This is a genomic window from Bradyrhizobium algeriense (assembly GCF_003062295.1).
Taxonomy (GTDB): domain Bacteria; phylum Pseudomonadota; class Alphaproteobacteria; order Rhizobiales; family Xanthobacteraceae; genus Bradyrhizobium; species Bradyrhizobium algeriense.
The window spans coordinates 527,469-543,390 of sequence record NZ_PYCN01000001.1 but is presented as its reverse complement, the minus strand read 5'-3'; the positions used below and the strand labels follow the sequence as shown (position 1 = coordinate 543,390).

Here is a 15,922-nt window from a genome sequence, read left to right as displayed (position 1 = left end):
GGCCTCATTAGACAGTTAGGCAATTATTGTCTAGCTGTTTTTGACAGATTGGACGAAAACCGTCAGGTTGCCTAAATGGATCACAGCGACCAGAAATCCGAGGCGATTCTTGATGCGGCGCTGCCGGTTTTCGTGCGTCACGGTTTTCGCAAGGCGTCCATGGCCGACATCGCGCGTGCAGCACGCATGTCGCGCGCGGCGCTTTATCTAAGCTTCAGCAGCAAGGAGGAGCTGTTCCGGGCGGGGTCCGCGCGCGCGCATGCCCGTACCATGCGGAATGTCGAGGCTGCGCTCGCGGCCGACGGCGATGTGTTCAGCCGGGTGGAGTCGGCGGTTGCGGTTTTCCAACGAGAACTGGTTGCTCCATTCGCAGGCAGCGCAGACGCGGCCGAGCTATTCGACGTCAACATGACGCTGGCGAGGGACATTACCCTTGGGGCGCGAGCCAGGCTGGTGGCTCTCCTCGCGCAAACTCTATCCGACGCAGAAGCAAGCGGCGCCCTATCCTTGCAGGTCCTCAAGGCTAAGCCTGCCGATGTGGCCGGCATGATCGTCGCGGCAATTGAGGGCATTAAAGATGCGAAAGACGCTGGCCAGAGCCTTGATGACGGCACGCGACTTTTCATGCGCCTGCTACGTGCCGCGCTAAGTCGGGATGTGCCGAGAAGCTGACCCGCGAGGGGTCGCTTCAAGCTTACCTCTTGAGGAACTTGTCTGCGGGGATGGTGACCGTCATTTCCCGTGGCTTTGGCGTGACGAAGTTCGCCAGCGAAAAAATCACGCCATAGATCACCCCGGCGATGATGCCGACGACCGTCAGAAAGCGGAACAAACTGGGCATAGGGGGGCTCAGGGCGGCGAATTAACCAATGAAATCATCCATCATGTTCCCATCCCCATGGCAAGAGTCTCTGGCGGGGGCGTCAATGGGGGTAGTATAGGTGTCGCAGCCGCGGGCAAATCCCGCAAAACGACCGAGTTTTTGATGTCCGAGACCGCCGCACCGGCACCAGCGACCACCCCCCAGGAGGCCGACATCACGTCGGCGCTGGGAGGGCGTTCGGTCGTGCTGGTCGGCATGATGGGCGCCGGCAAGTCGACGATCGGCCGGCGGCTGGCGGCCCGGCTGCGGCTGCCGTTTCTCGACGCCGATATCGAGATCGAGGCTGCGGCCGGGATGTCGATCCCGGACATTTTCGAAACCCATGGCGAGCCGCATTTCCGCGACGGCGAGGCGCGGGTAATCGCGCGGCTGCTCGACAGCGGCCCGGCCGTGATCGCCACCGGCGGCGGCGCCTTCATGCGCGAGGAAACCCGCAACCGCATCCGCGACAAAGCTATCTCGATCTGGCTCCAGGCGGATGTCGAAATCATCATGAAGCGCGTCAAGCGCCGCGCCGACCGGCCGTTGCTGCAGACCGAGGATCCGGTTGCGACCGTCAGCCGTCTGCTCGAAGCGCGCGAGCCGGTCTATCGAACCGCCGACCTGATCATCCTGTCGCGCGATGTGCCGCACGACCGTATCGTCGACGAATGTATCGATGCCCTGCGCGCCTGGCTGTGCGCAGGCAGCCCTTCTGCCCAGCCGACAACCGACGGGATTAGCGTTACGCCATGACTGCGCCACTGAAACATTCCGCCGATATCACGGTCGACGTCGTCCTCGGCGATCGCACCTATGACATCGTCATCGGCCGTGGCGTGCTGGCCTCGCTCGGCGCGCGCGTCGCGGCGTTGCGCCCCGGTGTGCGGACCGCCATCGTCACTGACCGCACCGTGGCCAAGCACTGGCTGGAGCAGACCGAGCATTCGCTTACCGAAGCCGGCATCCAGACGTCACGCGTCATTGTCGACGAAGGCGAAGTGTCGAAGACCTATGCCGGTCTCGAAAACGTCTCTGAGGCGCTGATTGAGGCCAGAATCGAGCGCAACGATCTGGTGATCGCGCTCGGCGGCGGCGTGGTCGGCGATCTCGCCGGCTTCGCGGCGGCGATCCTGCGCCGTGGCGTCGATTTCGTGCAGGTGCCGACCTCGCTTCTGGCCCAGGTCGATTCCTCGGTCGGCGGCAAGACCGGCATCAACTCGCCGCAGGGCAAGAACCTGCTCGGCGCGTTTCATCAGCCGGTGCTTGTCATCGCCGATACGTCGGTATTGGACACGCTGTCGCCGCGCCAGTTCCGCGCCGGCTACGCCGAGGTGGCCAAGTACGGCGTGCTCGGCGATGAAGCCTTTTTCAGCTGGCTCGAAGCCAACCATACCGACATCTTCTCCGGCGGCGCGGCGCGCGAGCACGCGATTGCGACCTCCTGCCGCGCCAAGGCTGCGATCGTCTCCCGCGACGAGCGCGAGAACGGCGAGCGTGCGCTGCTCAATCTCGGCCACACGTTCGGCCATGCGCTGGAGGCCGCGACCGGCTTTTCCGATCGCCTGTTCCACGGCGAAGGCGTCTCCGTCGGCATGGTGCTGGCGGCGGAATTTTCCGCCAAGCTCGGCATGATCTCCGAGGCCGATGCCGCCCGCGTCGAACGCCATCTTGCTTCCGTCGGCCTGCCGACCCATTTGCAGGATATCGCGGGCTTCGCCCAGGAAGGGCTGGTGGGTGCCGACGCCCTGATGGCGCTGATGGCGCAGGATAAGAAGGTCAAGCGCGGCAAGCTCACGTTCATTCTGCTGCACGCGATTGGCCGCGCGGTGATCGCAAACGACGTCGAGCCGGCGCTGGTGCGCGATTTCCTGCAACAGAAGTTGTCGGGATGAGAACGGGATTGCCGGGACGCAGCTTGGCGCAAGCGTCGCGCGGGGCCGGGGCCGCCACGAGGCATATATGAGTTCGACCGCGTTCAATCTGCTGCTCGCGATCCTGCTGCTCGCGGCGAACGCGTTCTACGTGGCCGCCGAGTTCGCGCTGGTGAAGAGCCGCGGGTTTCGTATCAGGGCGATGGTTGAGCAGGACCGCTTCGGCGCGCGCCTGCTGCACAGCATGATGGGCAATATCGAGGCCTATCTCGCCTGCTGCCAGCTCGGCATCACCATGGCCTCGCTTGGCCTCGGCTGGGTCGGCGAACCCACCGTTTCGGCGCTGCTCGAGCCGTTGCTGATTCCACTTGGAATGTCGCAGGCCACGTTGCATTTCGTGTCGTTCCTGACCGGCTTCCTGGTGTTCTCCTCGCTCCATATCGTGATCGGCGAGCAGGTGCCGAAGACGCTGGCGATCAGGCAGCCGATGCCGGTCTCGCAATGGATCGCGTATCCGCTGCATCTGTCCTATCTGGTGTTCTGGCCGCTGAACTGGCTGCTCAACGCCGCCTCGCGCGGGATCTTGCGCCTGCTTGGCGTCAAGGAATCCTCCCAGCATGAAATCCTCACCGATTCCGAGATCGAGGGGCTGGTGGAGGAATCGGCCGAGCACGGTGGGATCGAAAGCGGTGAAGCCGAATACATTCAAAATGTCTTCCGCTTTGGCGACCTGGCGGTGTCCGACGTCATGGTTCATCGCACCGCGATGGTGATGATCAATGCCGATCTGCCGCCGGACGAACTGGTGGGCGAGGTGCTGGCCACCGAATACACCCGCATCCCGTTATGGCGCGACAAGCCGGAGAACATCATCGGCGTGCTGCACGCCAAGGATTTGCTGCGCGCGATCCGTGCGTCCGAAGGCGACACCTCGCACATCAATGTTTCGGCGATCATGCTGCCGCCCTGGTTCGTGCCGGAGATGCGGCCTCTGTCCGAACAATTGAAGGCGTTTCGCCGCCGCAAGACCCACTTCGCCCTTGTCGTCGACGAATATGGCGAGGTCGAAGGCATGGTGACGCTGGAAGACGTGCTGGAAGAGATCGTCGGCGATATTTCCGACGAGCATGACGTGGTGGTGGCCGGCGTCCGCATCCAGGCTGACGGCTCCGTGGTGGTCGACGGCTCGGTGCCGATCCGCGATCTCAACCGCGCCATGAACTGGCATCTGCCGGACGAGGAGGCAACGACCGTCGCCGGCCTCGTGATTCACGAAGCGCGCTCGATCCCCGAGCGCGGCCAGAGTTTCACTTTCCACGGTTTTCGCTTCCGCGTGCTGCGGCGTGAGCGCAACCGCATCACGGCGCTCAAGATCGCGCCGGTGCCGCGCGAGGCCGAGGGCGAGGATCCGAAGCCGAAGCGGGCGGGGACGGCGTTTTAGAGCGTTATCGGTTCTGATGAAATCAGAACCGATGCTCTAGCTTCTTGTTTTGACGCGTTTTCTTGACGCGAACCGGTATCCACTTCGCTCGAAAACGCTATAAGACGCCCGCTATTCGATATCGATGGTGATGCCGCTGAGCTTCCACTGACCGTCGGAGGGGATGAAGCCGAGCTGGTACTTCACCTTTTTGGGCGTCGTGTCGAAATGACCTTTAAGGCGCAGCACGCCTTTGTCGTCGATCTTGGCATCTTCATCCGGAATGACCGGGTTGGCGACGATCGCGTCGAACACGGCGTGCTTCTCGACCAGGTCCTTGAAGACGGCCCGCAGCTTCTCGGGCGGAAACTGATCGCGGAACGGCTTTGAAATCTTGGCGTGGAGCACCGTGAAATTATCCGATGCCACCGCGTCGTTGAGCGTCACCAGAATGCTCTTGATCAGCACTTCCTGGACAAAGGGGCTCGGCATATCAAGCGCGTGTGCCCTGGTTGGAGAGGCCGCAACCAGCAGCGCCACGGCGGCGGCCCATCTGAAGCGTGCCCAATATCGCATCGGACGACCCCATCGACCTGAGACGGCATCGGGGTCAGCCCGACCCCGCGTCCGAACGGAACCTGATCCACCGCTTCGGTGATTGTCTCACAGTTGCGAAATCGGTTCTACCGTCCCGGCCGATCTTCACAGGAAGCTGGCGGCGTCCGCGACCGACCGTTCGGCTGGGTGTGCCGAAATATCCATCGTCAGCGGACGCTCATATTCTTGCGGCCATATTCTTGCGGCAGGTTTGCCAAATTACCGGCCGGCGGTTTCTCCCGGCGCCTGCGCCTTGATGGCGAGCGCGTGGACGGAGCCCTTGAGTTCCGCTGCAAGCGTCGCATTTACCATACGATGGCGCTCGATCCGGCTCTTCCCTTCGAAGGCCGGAGATACGATATACACCCTGAAATGCGTCTCGCCGCCCGGCCGGTGGCCCGCATGGCCCTCATGCAGATGAGATTCGTCCGCAACGTCGAGGCTTTCCGGCAAGAAAGCTTCACGCAACTTGTTTATGATAGCGTCTTTGGTGCTCATGATAACGGCAGATAATTCTGCATCAGCTTTCCGTCAATGGCGCCATCGAAGAGAGGGATTCGCAATGTCAAGACTTGAAGCCGCGGGCATTGCGTAGTCAAAGTCACCCATGGCAATTGATTCATCAAAATTCTTCGATTCCATTCGCATCAAGCCCAACAAGCTGAGCGCGAAGCAGCAGGCGCAGGCGCGCGAGGAAGCCGCCATGTGCGAGTGGGCGGGCTGCCAGAACAAGGGCCCGCACCGCGCGCCCAAGGGCCGGGAGAATTCGCGGGAGTACTTTCACTTCTGCCTCAATCACGTCCGCGAATACAACCAGAACTACAATTTCTTCCAGGGCATGAATGCCGACGCCGTCGCGCGCTACCAGAAGGATGCGCTGACCGGCCATCGCCCGACCTGGAAGATGGGCGCCAACACGGCCGGCAAGAAGGGCAAGCAGGCCGCCGAGGATTTTGACGGCGCCTCAGATCCCTTCAGCATGTTCTCCGAGCTCAACGGCCGCGGCCGCTGGCGGCCCGGACCGGGCGCCGAGGCCAAGGCGGAAACCCGCAAGGTGATGAACGCCGAGCGCAAGGCGCTGCAGGTGATGGGGCTCACCGCCGAAGCCACCCTCGAGGAGGTCAAGGCGAAGTACAAGGCGCTGGTCAAGCAGCACCATCCCGACGCCAATGGCGGCGACCGCTCCACCGAGGATCGCCTGATCGAGATCATCAAGGCGTATAATTATCTGAAGACCGTGGTGCGCGGCGCGTAGCTACGGTTTCCAATCACCCCGGCATTGCCCCGATATAAGCCGAACTCGGCCGTATCAGCCTGCCGCCGCGCTGCTGCTCGCGGGCATGCGCGGTCCATCCGGCGGCGCGAGCCACGGCAAAGATCGGCGTAAACGCCTGCCGCGGGATTTTCAGGGCGTCGAGCAGGATGGCGGTGAAGAACTCGACATTGGTGTCGAGCGGGCGCTCCGGATTTTTCCGCCGCAGCGCGTCGCGGATGTAGGCCTCGACCTCGCCGGCAAAGGGTAAGTCGGCGCCGTCACCGGCGAGCCGCTCGATCGCGTCCTTCAGCACATCGGCGCGCGGATCGCGGACGCGATAGATGCGGTGGCCGAATCCCATCAGCCGCTCGCCGCGGGCCAGCGCGCTGTCGACCCATGGCTTGATGCGCTCGCGGGAGCCGATCGCATCGAGCATTTCCAGCACCGGCTCCGGGGCGCCGCCGTGCAGCGGGCCGGTCAGCGCGCAATAGCCGGCAGTGACGGCTGCGAACAAATCCGCCTGCGTCGAGGCTACCACCCGCGTGGTGAAGGTTGACGCATTCATGCCGTGGTCGCACACCGTGACGAAATAGGCGTCCAGCGCCGCCACCTCGCGCGCGTTGGGCTTGCGGCCGAGCATCATCGACAGCGTGTCGGCGGCATGGCTTAGGGTTGCATCGGGTGCGATCGGATCGTTGCCCTTGGTCCGCTGCACCAGCGCGCCAGCGATGACCGGAAACGCGCCGACGATGGTGGCCTCGTGCGCCAACCCTGCTTCCGCGCGCAACCCTGCGATCGCCGCGCGAAATCCGTCGACGATCGATAGGCCGCGTGTGATGCCGAGCAGATCCGGCAGCCGGGCAAAGGCACGTTCGCGGCCTGCACCGAGGGCGGCGCGCACCGCGGCTTCGCCGACCGGCTGGCCGGTTCCGCCGCTCCACAGCCGGGCTGTCACGCCCTCAAAACCGGTCTTGCGGGCGAGGTTGCCGACCCGCTCGCCGGCGATGATCAGTTCGCCGCGCTCGCCATCGACATGGCTGAGCACGGTTTCGGCGGCGGGAATGCCGTCCAGGCCGATCGGAGTCTTTGAAAGCTGCATGTTCATGGAAGTTCTCCTTTTGTCGCTTTCAAAGGTCGGGTCCCTCGACAGATTGATCAAGCTTGATTATGTAAATCAATATGAAAAAATCCGCTGGCCTTTACCTCTCGGCCCGCGAGGCCTCTGCCGAACTCGCGATCTCGCAGGCGACGCTCTACGCCTATGTCAGCCGCGGACTGATCCGCTCGGAGCCGTCGCAGGATTCCCGCAGCCACCGCTACCGGGCCGAGGACGTCCGCACGCTGAAGGAGCGACGCACGCCGGCACCCGAGCCACGCGGCATGCGCAGCTTCGACGCCGATCTGCCGGTCATGGATTCGGCGGTCGCGACCATCACCGAGGACGGGCCGATCTATCGCGGCGTCAATTGCGTCGACCTCGCCGAACGCGACACGCTCGAACATGCCGCGACCTTGCTGTGGGATGTCACCGGCGCCGATCCGTTCGAACAGGACAATTGCCCCGTCGTGTCGGACGAAATGCGCGCCGTGGCGGAGGCTGCGCGCGGGGCCAATGCGATCGATCGCGCCATCGCCGTGCTGGCGCTGGCGGCCAGCGCCGATCCGCGCGCGTTTACCCGTGCGCCCGAAGGCCGCGCGATGCTCGGCGGCCGCATCATGCGGCTCGTGGTCGCGACCATGCTGAACGCCAAATCCTCGGCAAAGCCGCTTCATTTGCAGATCGCGCGCGTCTGGGCGCCGGAGCACAAGCATGCTGCCGATCTGATCCGCCGCGCGCTGGTGCTGCTGGCCGATCATGAGCTGAATGCCTCGACCTTCACCGTGCGCTGCGCGGCCTCGACCGGCTTGAACCTCTATGACGCTATTATCGCTGGCCTCGTCGCGTTGAAGGGCCCGAAGCACGGCGGCGCCGGCGTGCTGGCAGCGCAGCTCCTGAAGACGCTCGCCAATGGCGAGGTCGCGCCCGTCATCCGCGAGCGCGTCGCGCTCGGCGAACGCTTCGCGGGCTTTGGCCATGGGGTCTACAAGCACGGCGATCCCCGCGCATGGGCGCTACTGGAAGCGCTGGCGCGCTCCGGGGCTGACCGCAAGCTCACCCATGAAATCCCTGACCGTATCGCGGAGGCGACCGGCGAATTCGTCAATATCGACTATGCCCTTGCGGTGCTGGTGCACACGCTCGGCCTGCCGCCCGGCCATGAGCTGGTGCTGTTCTCGATGGCGCGCACGGTGGGGTGGATCGCGCATGCCTGCGAGCAATTGCAGCATGGCCGGTTGATCCGGCCGCGCGCCCGCTACGTCGGTCCGGCGCCAGGGCGCGGTCCCGGCAAGGCCTGATCTGAAGAGGCCTGATCTGAAGAGGCCTGATCTAAAGCGGCCTTGTCTGAAGAGGCCTTGCCGATCCGGCGGCGGCGCAGCGTCCAGACGCCGAGCGCGATGATCGCCGATGCGAACACCGCCAGCATCCACAGATGCTTGCCAATGCCCTGATGATGCGGCAGGCCGGCATATTCATGCAAGGCCGAGACTGCGAGCACGCCGGGCAGCACATGGGCCAACGCCCAGGCAAGCACCGCGGGAATATTGACGCCGAAGAAAACGACCGGCGGCATTCCGAGTGCGCCCGCCGTCACCGGCACGAAGGCGCGGATCGGCGGCACAAAGCGCGCGAAAAATACGGCCAGCGTTCCCCAGCGATGGAAGAACGCCTCGCTCTGCGCCATGACGCCCGGATATCTCGACATCGGCCAGGCGCCCAGAATTTCGCGTTGCGAGCGATGGCCGGCCCAGAACGCCGAGCCGTCGCCGAGCAGGGCGCCGGCGATCGCTGCCGCCAGCACACCCCACAGCTTCAGTTCGCCGCCCGGCACCAGCGCGCTCAGGGCAAGGATGATGGTCGAGCCCGGCACCAGCGCCCCCACCACCGGGATCGCCTCCAGCAAGGCCGCGAGAAATAGCGTCAAATAGGCCAGCCACGGATGAGCCGAAACGAAAGCGATCACGGGATCGAGGAATGAAGTCACAATCATGCCGTCCGATAGGTGGGTCGCCTGAACTCAGCTACCAAGCCCGCACAGGGGCCGGAAGTGCCGCGACCTCCGGTTTTGAGCCTGGCGGGGCGGTCAAGCCGGCAAAAGTGCGGCGTGATTCGCAGGGCAGCCCTCCAAAAACCTGATACACGACCTATCTCAATGATAAAGCAACGGAACTTTGATTGCGCCGCGGGCTTCTGCCGGCCCCTGCTCTCTGCTAGGTTTGTATTAGCCCCCATCCGCAGCCATTCAACAGATCTGGTTTCGGGACCGCCCGGGACCTCGGAGGATTGATGACGACCGCCGCCATGAGCAAAGTTTCGGAGCCCGCCGGTATGCCCGACATGAAGGTGTCGGTCCGGCAGGTTTTCGGTATCGACAGCGATCTCGAAGTGCCGGCCTATGCCGAGGTCGACCCGCATGTGCCGGAAGTCGATTCGGACTACCGCTTCGACCGCGCCACCACGCTCGCGATCCTCGCCGGTTTTGCCAAGAACCGCCGCGTCATGGTCACCGGCTATCACGGCACAGGCAAATCGACCCACATCGAGCAGGTTGCGGCGCGGCTGAACTGGCCCTGCGTGCGCGTCAACCTCGACAGCCACATCAGCCGTATCGACCTGGTCGGCAAGGACTCGATCGTCGTCAGGGAAGGCAAGCAGGTCACCGAATTCCGCGACGGCATCCTGCCTTGGGCGCTGCAGCACAATATCGCGCTGGTGTTCGACGAATACGACGCCGGCCGCCCGGACGTGATGTTCGTGATCCAGCGCGTGCTGGAAGTTTCCGGCCGCCTGACGCTCTTGGACCAGAACAAGGTGATCAAGCCGCACCCGGCGTTCCGGCTGTTCTCGACCGCCAACACGGTCGGTCTCGGCGATACGTCGGGCCTCTATCACGGCACCCAGCAGATCAACCAGGGCCAGATGGACCGCTGGTCGATCGTCACGACGCTGAACTACCTCGCCCATGACGAGGAAGTCGAGATCGTGCTTTCGAAGGCGCATCACTACCGCACGACGGAAGGCCGCGACATCGTCAACAAGATGGTGCGGCTTGCCGACCTGACCCGCAACGCGTTCGCCAATGGCGACCTGTCGACGGTGATGAGCCCGCGCACGGTGATCACCTGGGCCGAGAACGCGGACATCTTCGGCGACATCGGCTTTGCGTTCCGCGTCACCTTCCTCAACAAGTGCGACGAACTGGAGCGGCCGCTGGTGGCCGAATTCTATCAGCGCTGCTTCAATGCGGAGTTGCCCGAGAGTTCGGTGAACGTGGCGCTCTCGTAGTCGTCGTCCCCGCCTAGTGCGCAATCGCGCACGGGGCGCGGGGACCCATACGCCGCGGCGTTTCGGTAGGATGATGGTGCTAGAGATCGGCAGAACAATAATCGCCGGTGGTTATGGGTCCCTGCGTTCGCAGGGACGACGGCGGTGAGGTGGCAATGACGACATCCAACTCCAAATTCCGTACCGGATCCAAGGAAGCCCCGACCGAGCCGTTCAAGCGCGCGGTAACCTCTTGCCTGCGTGCGATCGCAAGGGCGCCGGAGCTGGAAGTGACGTTTGCGGCCGAGCGTCCGGGTCTCGCGCCGGGCAAGGCGCGGTTGCCGGAGCCGGCCCGCAAGATGACCAAACGCGATGCGGCCATCGTGCGCGGCCATTCCGACTCGATCGCGCTCAAGCTCGCCTGTCACGATCCCAAGGTGCACCGCAAGCTGATACCGGGAAATCCGCAGGCGCGCGGCGTATTCGAGGCGGTGGAGCAGGCGCGCGTCGAGGCGATCGGCTCGCGCCGGATGGCGGGCGTTGCAAAGAACCTGACCGCGATGCTCGACGATCATTTCCATCGCGGCAAATATGACGAGATCACCGACCGCGCCGATGCGCCGCTGTCGGACGCGCTGGCGATGCTGGTGCGCGAACGGCTGACGGGCCTCGCGCCGCCGGCGGCCGCGAAAAAGATGGTCGACCTCTGGCGGCCGGTGCTGGAAGACAAGATCGGCGCTCGGCTCGACAAGCTCAGCCGCGTCACCGAGGACCAGGCGAGGTTCGGCGATCTCGTGCATGACCTGCTGTCGGCGCTCGATCTCGGCGACGACCGCGATGCGGACGCCGATGACGACGAGAACGACGAGAATCAGGACGGCGAGAGCGACCAGTCCGGCGCCGAGGGCTCGCCTGATTCCGATGCCGCGCAGGAAATGAGCGCCGACCAGGCGCAGGCCTCCACCGACGAAATGTCTGAGAGTGCGATGGAGAGCGCGCAGGCCTCCACCAGCGATACGTTCGACGACGGCGAACTCGGCGACGACGAGACGCCGGGCGAGGCGACGCGGCCGAATACGCGCGGTGCCAACGAGCCGCGCGGGCCGGAATATCACGCCTTTGCGCCGAAGTTCGACGAGGTGATCGCGGCCGAAGATCTCTGCGACCATGACGAACTGGAACGGTTGCGCAGCTACCTCGACAAGCAGCTCGCGCATCTGCAGGGCATCGTCGCGCGGCTCGCCAACCGGCTGCAGCGTCGGCTGATGGCGCAGCAGAACCGCGCCTGGGAGTTCGACCTCGAGGAAGGCATCCTCGATCCGGCGCGGCTGTCGCGCGTGGTCACCGATCCCTATCATCCGCTGTCCTTCATGCATGAGAAGGAAGCGACCTTCCGCGATACGGTCGTAACGCTGCTCTTGGACAATTCCGGCTCGATGCGCGGCCGTCCCATTACGGTGGCGGCGACCTGCGCTGACATTCTCGCTCGCACGCTGGAGCGTTGCGGCGTCAAGGTCGAGATTTTGGGCTTCACCACCCGCGCCTGGAAGGGCGGGCAGTCGCGTGAGGCGTGGCTCGCCGCCGGCAAGCCGGCCGGTCCCGGACGCCTCAACGACCTCCGCCACATCATCTACAAATCCGCCGATGCGCCGTGGCGGCGCTCGCGGAAGAATCTCGGACTGATGATGCGCGAGGGGCTGCTGAAGGAAAACATCGACGGCGAGGCGCTGGACTGGGCGCACAAGCGGCTGCTCGGCCGGGCCGAACAGCGCAAGATCCTGATGATGATTTCGGACGGTGCGCCGGTCGACGATTCCACGCTGTCGGTCAATCCCGGCAATTACCTCGAGCGGCACCTGCGCCACATCATCGAGGAGATCGAGACCCGCTCGCCGGTCGAACTGATCGCGATCGGCATCGGTCACGACGTCACGCGCTACTATCGCCGTGCCGTCACCATCGTCGATGCCGAGGAGCTCGGCGGCGCCATCACCGAGAAACTCGCCGAACTGTTCAGCGAGACTCACGGCGCCGCGCCTGTCTCGGGCCACCACCGGCCGCGCCGGTTGCATTCGTGAGAGCATGCGCCCGCTCATAGGCCGCCGCCGCCTTTTGAAATATGCAGCGGCGGGGCTTTCGGTGGCGGCCGTGCCCGGGGTGGCGCTGGCGCAAACCGCCGTTCAGCGGCCCCCGAAGCAGACCGTTCCCGACGAATTCTCGATCACCGCGCCGGTCTCGATCGAGGTCAATGCCCGGCCGCTGCCCTCGTTCGATACCCGCGACCGGTCGCGTCTGCGGTTTGGCGAACTCGAATATCGCAGCGGGCTCATCCTGACCTCGCGGTTTCGCGGCTTCGGCGGATTGTCGGGTCTGCGGCTCGATGCAAAGGGCGAGCGCTTCATCGCGATCAGCGACAAGGGGGGCTGGTTCACCGGGCGCATTGTCTACAAGGGCCGCGAGATGACCGGGCTGGACGACGTCGAGGCCTCGCCGATGCTGGGTCCCGACGGCAAGCCGATCACCTCGCGCGGCTGGTTCGATACCGAGGCGTTCGCGCTCGACGGCTCGCTGGTCTATGTCGGCCTCGAACGCGTCAATCAGATACTGCGGTTCGACTTCGCCAAGGGATTTACGCGCGCGCACGGCGAATTGATTCAGTTGCCGCTGGGCGTGCGCAAGCTGCCCTACAACAAGGGAATCGAGGCGCTTGTCGTGGTGCCGAAGGGCCTGCCGCTGGCGGGAACGCTGATCGCGATCTCCGAACGCGGGCTCGACGCGCAGGGCAACATCACAGCCTTCCTGATCGGCAAGACGCTGGGGCTGTTCAGCATTCGCCGCACCGACAATTTCGATGTCAGCGATGCGGTGCTGTTGCCGTCCGGCAGCCTGTTGCTGCTGGAGCGAAAATTCTCCTGGCTCGGCGGGGTCGGCATCCGCATCCGCCGCGTTGCGCTTGCCTCCCTGGCCCCCGGCGCTGTCATCGACGGGCCTTCGATCTTCGAGGCCGATCTCGGCCACGAGATCGACAACATGGAAGGTATCGACGTCCACGTCACGCCGGAGGGCGATACAGTGCTGACGCTGGTCTCCGACGACAATTTTTCGATGATCCAGCGCAATCTGCTGCTGCAATTCACGCTGGTGGAGTGAGTGGCGAAAGCGGAATGGTTCTTGCATCGCTCCGGGCGATGAACCGGAGTTTTTGATGTACAAGTCCCTTCGCGTTATTTGCGTCCTGACCAGCCTTTTTGCCGCCACCGCCGCACATGCCGAAGGCTGGCCGTCGCGCTTGATCAAGGCGACCATTCCGTTCGGCGCCGGCAGCGCGGCCGATGTGGTGCCGCGGCTGGTGTTCGAACGTCTTGCGGCCGAACTCGGCCAACCGATCGTGATCGAAAACCGGGCCGGCGCCGGTGGTGCGCTCGGTTCGGCGCTGGTGGCGAAAGCCGAGCCCGATGGCTACAGCATTCTCGCCCAATCGTCGGCGCTGGCGATCGCGCCGGCTATTTTCCCGAGCGCAACTTTCGACGTCACCCGGGATCTCGCCTCGGTACTGATGATCGGATCCAGCGCCAACGTGATGATCGTGCCGAACGCGCGACCCTGGAAAACCATTCAGGACTTCATCACAGACGCCAGGGCCAAACCCGGCTCGATCTCGTTCGGTTCGGTCGGCATCGGCAGCGCCGTGCATATCAGCACTGAAAAATTCCGCATTGCCGCCGGTATCGAGGCGACGCACGTGCCCTATCGCGCCGGTCCGGAAGTGATCGCCGACATCATCGGCGGGCGGATCGACCTGTATTTCTGCCCGCTCTCGACCGCGCTGCCTTTGATCCGCGACGGCCAGGTGCGCGCGCTGGTGGTCTCGACGGCGAAACGCGTCGCCGACCTGCCCGACGTGCCGACGCCGGTCGAGACCGGATTGAAGGACGCCGACAGCGCGATCTGGTTCGGCGTGTTTGCCCCGGCGAAGACGCCACGCGACATTGTCGAGCGGCTGCATGCGGCCGGCGCGAAGGTGCTGACCGATCCGGCCATGCAGGCGAGTCTTAAGAAACTCGGCATCGAGCCGATGCCGATGAAGCCGGCCGAGATGGACGAACTCGTGAAGCGCGAGACGGCGGCCAATCTCGAGCTGATCAAGGCGGCGGGCATCAAGCCGTAGGGGGAGGGTTGCAATCCCGGCAGGTTGAGGAGAGGGGAGCTGCTCGCTAGATATCAAGGGTCGCTTTCTCTCCCGTCTGGACCCCATCCCATGAGCGCTCTGTTTACCCCGATCAAGCTGCGCGGCCTTAACCTTGCCAACCGCATCATGGTGGCGCCGATGTGCCAGTATTCGTCCGTCGACGGCGAGGCCAATGACTGGCACTTCACCCACATCAATTCGCTGGCGCTGTCGGGCGCCGCGATCTTTTGCATCGAGGCGACGGCGGTCGAGGCGAGCGGCCGCATCACGCCCGGCTGTCTCGGCCTCTACAACGACGCCACCGAAGCCGCGCTGAAGCCGATCCTGGCCTCGGTGCGCAAGCGCTCGAAGGCTAAGGTGATGATCCAGCTCGCGCATGCCGGCCGCAAGGCCTCGAGCCACACGCCGTGGGACGGCGGGCAACTGATTCCGGTGACCAAGGGCGGCTGGCGTGCGGAGGGGCCCTCGGCGATTCCGCACAAGGAGGGCGAGACGCCGCCTTTGGCGTTCGACGCGGCAGGACTTAAGCGCGTGCGCGAGGCCTTCGTGGCGGCGGCCAAGCGCTCCGAGCGGCTCGGCATCGACGCCATCGAGGTGCACTCCGCGCACGGCTATCTCCTGCATCAGTTCCTGTCGCCGATCGCCAACCAGCGCACCGACCAATATGGCGGCTCCTTGCAGAACCGCATGCGCTTTCCGCTCGAAGTGTTCGACGCGGTGCGCGAGGCGTTTCCGCAATCCAAGCCGGTGGGATTGCGTGTGTCCTGCACCGACTGGGTCGAGGGCGGCTGGGACCTGGCACAGACCATCGAGTTTGCGCGCGAATTGAAGGGCCGCGGCGTCGACTGGATCGACGCGTCCTCGGGCGGCGTCTCGCCGCTGCAAAAAATTCCGCTCGGCCCCGGTTATCAAGTGCCGTTCGCGCAGGCGATCCGCGAGGCGACTGGCCTTCCCACCATCGCCGTCGGCCTGATCACGGAAGCCAGGCAGGCCGAGGAGATCGTAGCCTCCGGCAAAGCCGACATGGTCGCGCTCGCCCGCGCCATGCTCTACGACCCGCGCTGGGGCTGGCATGCCGCGGCCGAACTCGGCGGCGAGGTTTCCGCCCCGCCGCAATACTGGCGCTCGCAACCCTCGACGCAGAAGGCGCTGTTCGGCGCGACGACGTTCGGGACAAGGTAGATCCTTACTTCCTTCTCCCCTTGTGGGAGAAGGTGCCTTCGCGGAACGCGAAGGCGGATGAGGGGTTCTCTCCGCGGAGACAGACCCCTCATCCGTCTCGCTGCCGATCCGCGTCCATAGCCGACGCAAAGCATCGGCGTTATTTTCGAAGTACGGCGGCCGACGGCCGCCTATGCCACC

At 64.5% G+C, this 15,922-nt stretch carries 16 protein-coding genes; 11 read left to right on the top strand and 5 right to left on the bottom strand.

Annotated elements, in window-relative coordinates:
- The first annotated feature begins 75 nt into the window (after window positions 1-75).
- Window positions 76-672, top strand: coding sequence for a TetR/AcrR family transcriptional regulator (locus tag C7G61_RS02600; protein ID WP_108512472.1), 597 nt, complete (start codon window positions 76-78; stop codon window positions 670-672).
- Window positions 673-694: 22 nt separating this feature from the next.
- On the opposite strand, the gene C7G61_RS02595 is transcribed toward C7G61_RS02600, so the two are convergent.
- Window positions 695-841, bottom strand: a complete 147-nt coding sequence (locus tag C7G61_RS02595) for a histidine kinase (protein ID WP_108512471.1) — start codon at window positions 839-841, stop codon at window positions 695-697.
- 144 nt (window positions 842-985) lie between these two features.
- Between C7G61_RS02595 and C7G61_RS02590 the strand changes: the two genes are divergently transcribed.
- The 3 genes from C7G61_RS02590 (at window position 986) to C7G61_RS02580 (ending at window position 4,177) form a co-directional block, all read left to right on the top strand.
- Window positions 986-1,618 carry a shikimate kinase gene (locus tag C7G61_RS02590; protein ID WP_108512470.1) on the top strand — a complete coding sequence of 211 codons (633 nt, stop codon included), beginning with the start codon at window positions 986-988 and terminating at the stop codon, window positions 1,616-1,618.
- Window positions 1,615-2,757, top strand: coding sequence for a 3-dehydroquinate synthase (gene aroB / locus C7G61_RS02585; RefSeq protein WP_108512469.1), 1,143 nt, complete (start codon window positions 1,615-1,617; stop codon window positions 2,755-2,757). The genes C7G61_RS02590 and aroB overlap by 4 nt, the downstream gene beginning before the upstream one ends.
- Window positions 2,758-2,824: 67 nt before the next feature.
- Entirely contained in the window at window positions 2,825-4,177 is a 1,353-nt protein-coding gene (locus tag C7G61_RS02580) for a hemolysin family protein (RefSeq protein WP_108512468.1), read from the top strand.
- Window positions 4,178-4,288: 111 nt separating this feature from the next.
- Here C7G61_RS02580 and C7G61_RS02575 read toward each other — a convergent pair whose 3' ends face one another.
- The gene (locus C7G61_RS02575; protein ID WP_244608105.1) at window positions 4,289-4,732 is read right to left on the bottom strand and encodes a hypothetical protein; all 444 of its coding nucleotides are present in this window, start codon (window positions 4,730-4,732) and stop codon (window positions 4,289-4,291) included.
- 240 nt (window positions 4,733-4,972) lie between these two features.
- A complete protein-coding gene (locus C7G61_RS02570; RefSeq protein ID WP_108512467.1) occupies window positions 4,973-5,251 on the bottom strand; it encodes a BolA family protein in 279 nt (92 codons plus the stop codon).
- Between the two features lie 109 nt (window positions 5,252-5,360).
- Between C7G61_RS02570 and C7G61_RS02565 the strand changes: the two genes are divergently transcribed.
- The gene (locus tag C7G61_RS02565) at window positions 5,361-6,008 is read left to right on the top strand and encodes a J domain-containing protein (protein WP_108512466.1); all 648 of its coding nucleotides are present in this window, start codon (window positions 5,361-5,363) and stop codon (window positions 6,006-6,008) included.
- Window positions 6,009-6,021: 13 nt separating this feature from the next.
- On the opposite strand, the gene C7G61_RS02560 is transcribed toward C7G61_RS02565, so the two are convergent.
- Complete coding sequence (locus C7G61_RS02560; protein WP_108512465.1) at window positions 6,022-7,113, bottom strand: citrate synthase/methylcitrate synthase; 1,092 nt, start codon at window positions 7,111-7,113, stop codon at window positions 6,022-6,024.
- 74 nt (window positions 7,114-7,187) lie between these two features.
- Here C7G61_RS02560 and C7G61_RS02555 point away from each other — a divergent pair, with 74 nt between their 5' ends.
- On the top strand, window positions 7,188-8,405 hold the full coding sequence (locus C7G61_RS02555; protein WP_108512464.1) for a citrate synthase family protein: 1,218 nt from the start codon (window positions 7,188-7,190) through the stop codon (window positions 8,403-8,405).
- Here the strand turns inward: C7G61_RS02555 and C7G61_RS02550 are convergent.
- Window positions 8,363-9,091, bottom strand: a complete 729-nt coding sequence (locus C7G61_RS02550) for a DedA family protein (RefSeq protein WP_108512823.1) — start codon at window positions 9,089-9,091, stop codon at window positions 8,363-8,365. The two genes, C7G61_RS02555 and C7G61_RS02550, sit on opposite strands and share 43 nt — an antisense overlap.
- 302 nt (window positions 9,092-9,393) lie before the next feature.
- On the opposite strand from C7G61_RS02550, the gene cobS reads away from it, so the two are divergent.
- The 5 genes from cobS to C7G61_RS02525 all read left to right on the top strand — a co-directional run bounded on the left by cobS (window position 9,394) and on the right by C7G61_RS02525 (window position 15,742).
- The gene (gene cobS / locus C7G61_RS02545; protein ID WP_420836726.1) at window positions 9,394-10,392 is read left to right on the top strand and encodes a cobaltochelatase subunit CobS; all 999 of its coding nucleotides are present in this window, start codon (window positions 9,394-9,396) and stop codon (window positions 10,390-10,392) included.
- Window positions 10,393-10,547: 155 nt separating this feature from the next.
- Entirely contained in the window at window positions 10,548-12,449 is a 1,902-nt protein-coding gene (cobT, locus tag C7G61_RS02540; protein ID WP_108512463.1) for a cobaltochelatase subunit CobT, read from the top strand.
- A 4-nt stretch (window positions 12,450-12,453) separates the two neighbouring features.
- Window positions 12,454-13,521 (top strand): esterase-like activity of phytase family protein, encoded by a 1,068-nt coding sequence (locus tag C7G61_RS02535; protein WP_108512462.1) that lies wholly within the window; start codon window positions 12,454-12,456, stop codon window positions 13,519-13,521.
- 55 nt (window positions 13,522-13,576) lie between these two features.
- Entirely contained in the window at window positions 13,577-14,539 is a 963-nt protein-coding gene (locus tag C7G61_RS02530) for a Bug family tripartite tricarboxylate transporter substrate binding protein (protein ID WP_108512461.1), read from the top strand.
- Between the two features lie 90 nt (window positions 14,540-14,629).
- Window positions 14,630-15,742 (top strand): NADH:flavin oxidoreductase/NADH oxidase, encoded by a 1,113-nt coding sequence (locus C7G61_RS02525; protein ID WP_108512460.1) that lies wholly within the window; start codon window positions 14,630-14,632, stop codon window positions 15,740-15,742.
- The last annotated feature ends 180 nt before the right edge of the window (window positions 15,743-15,922 follow it).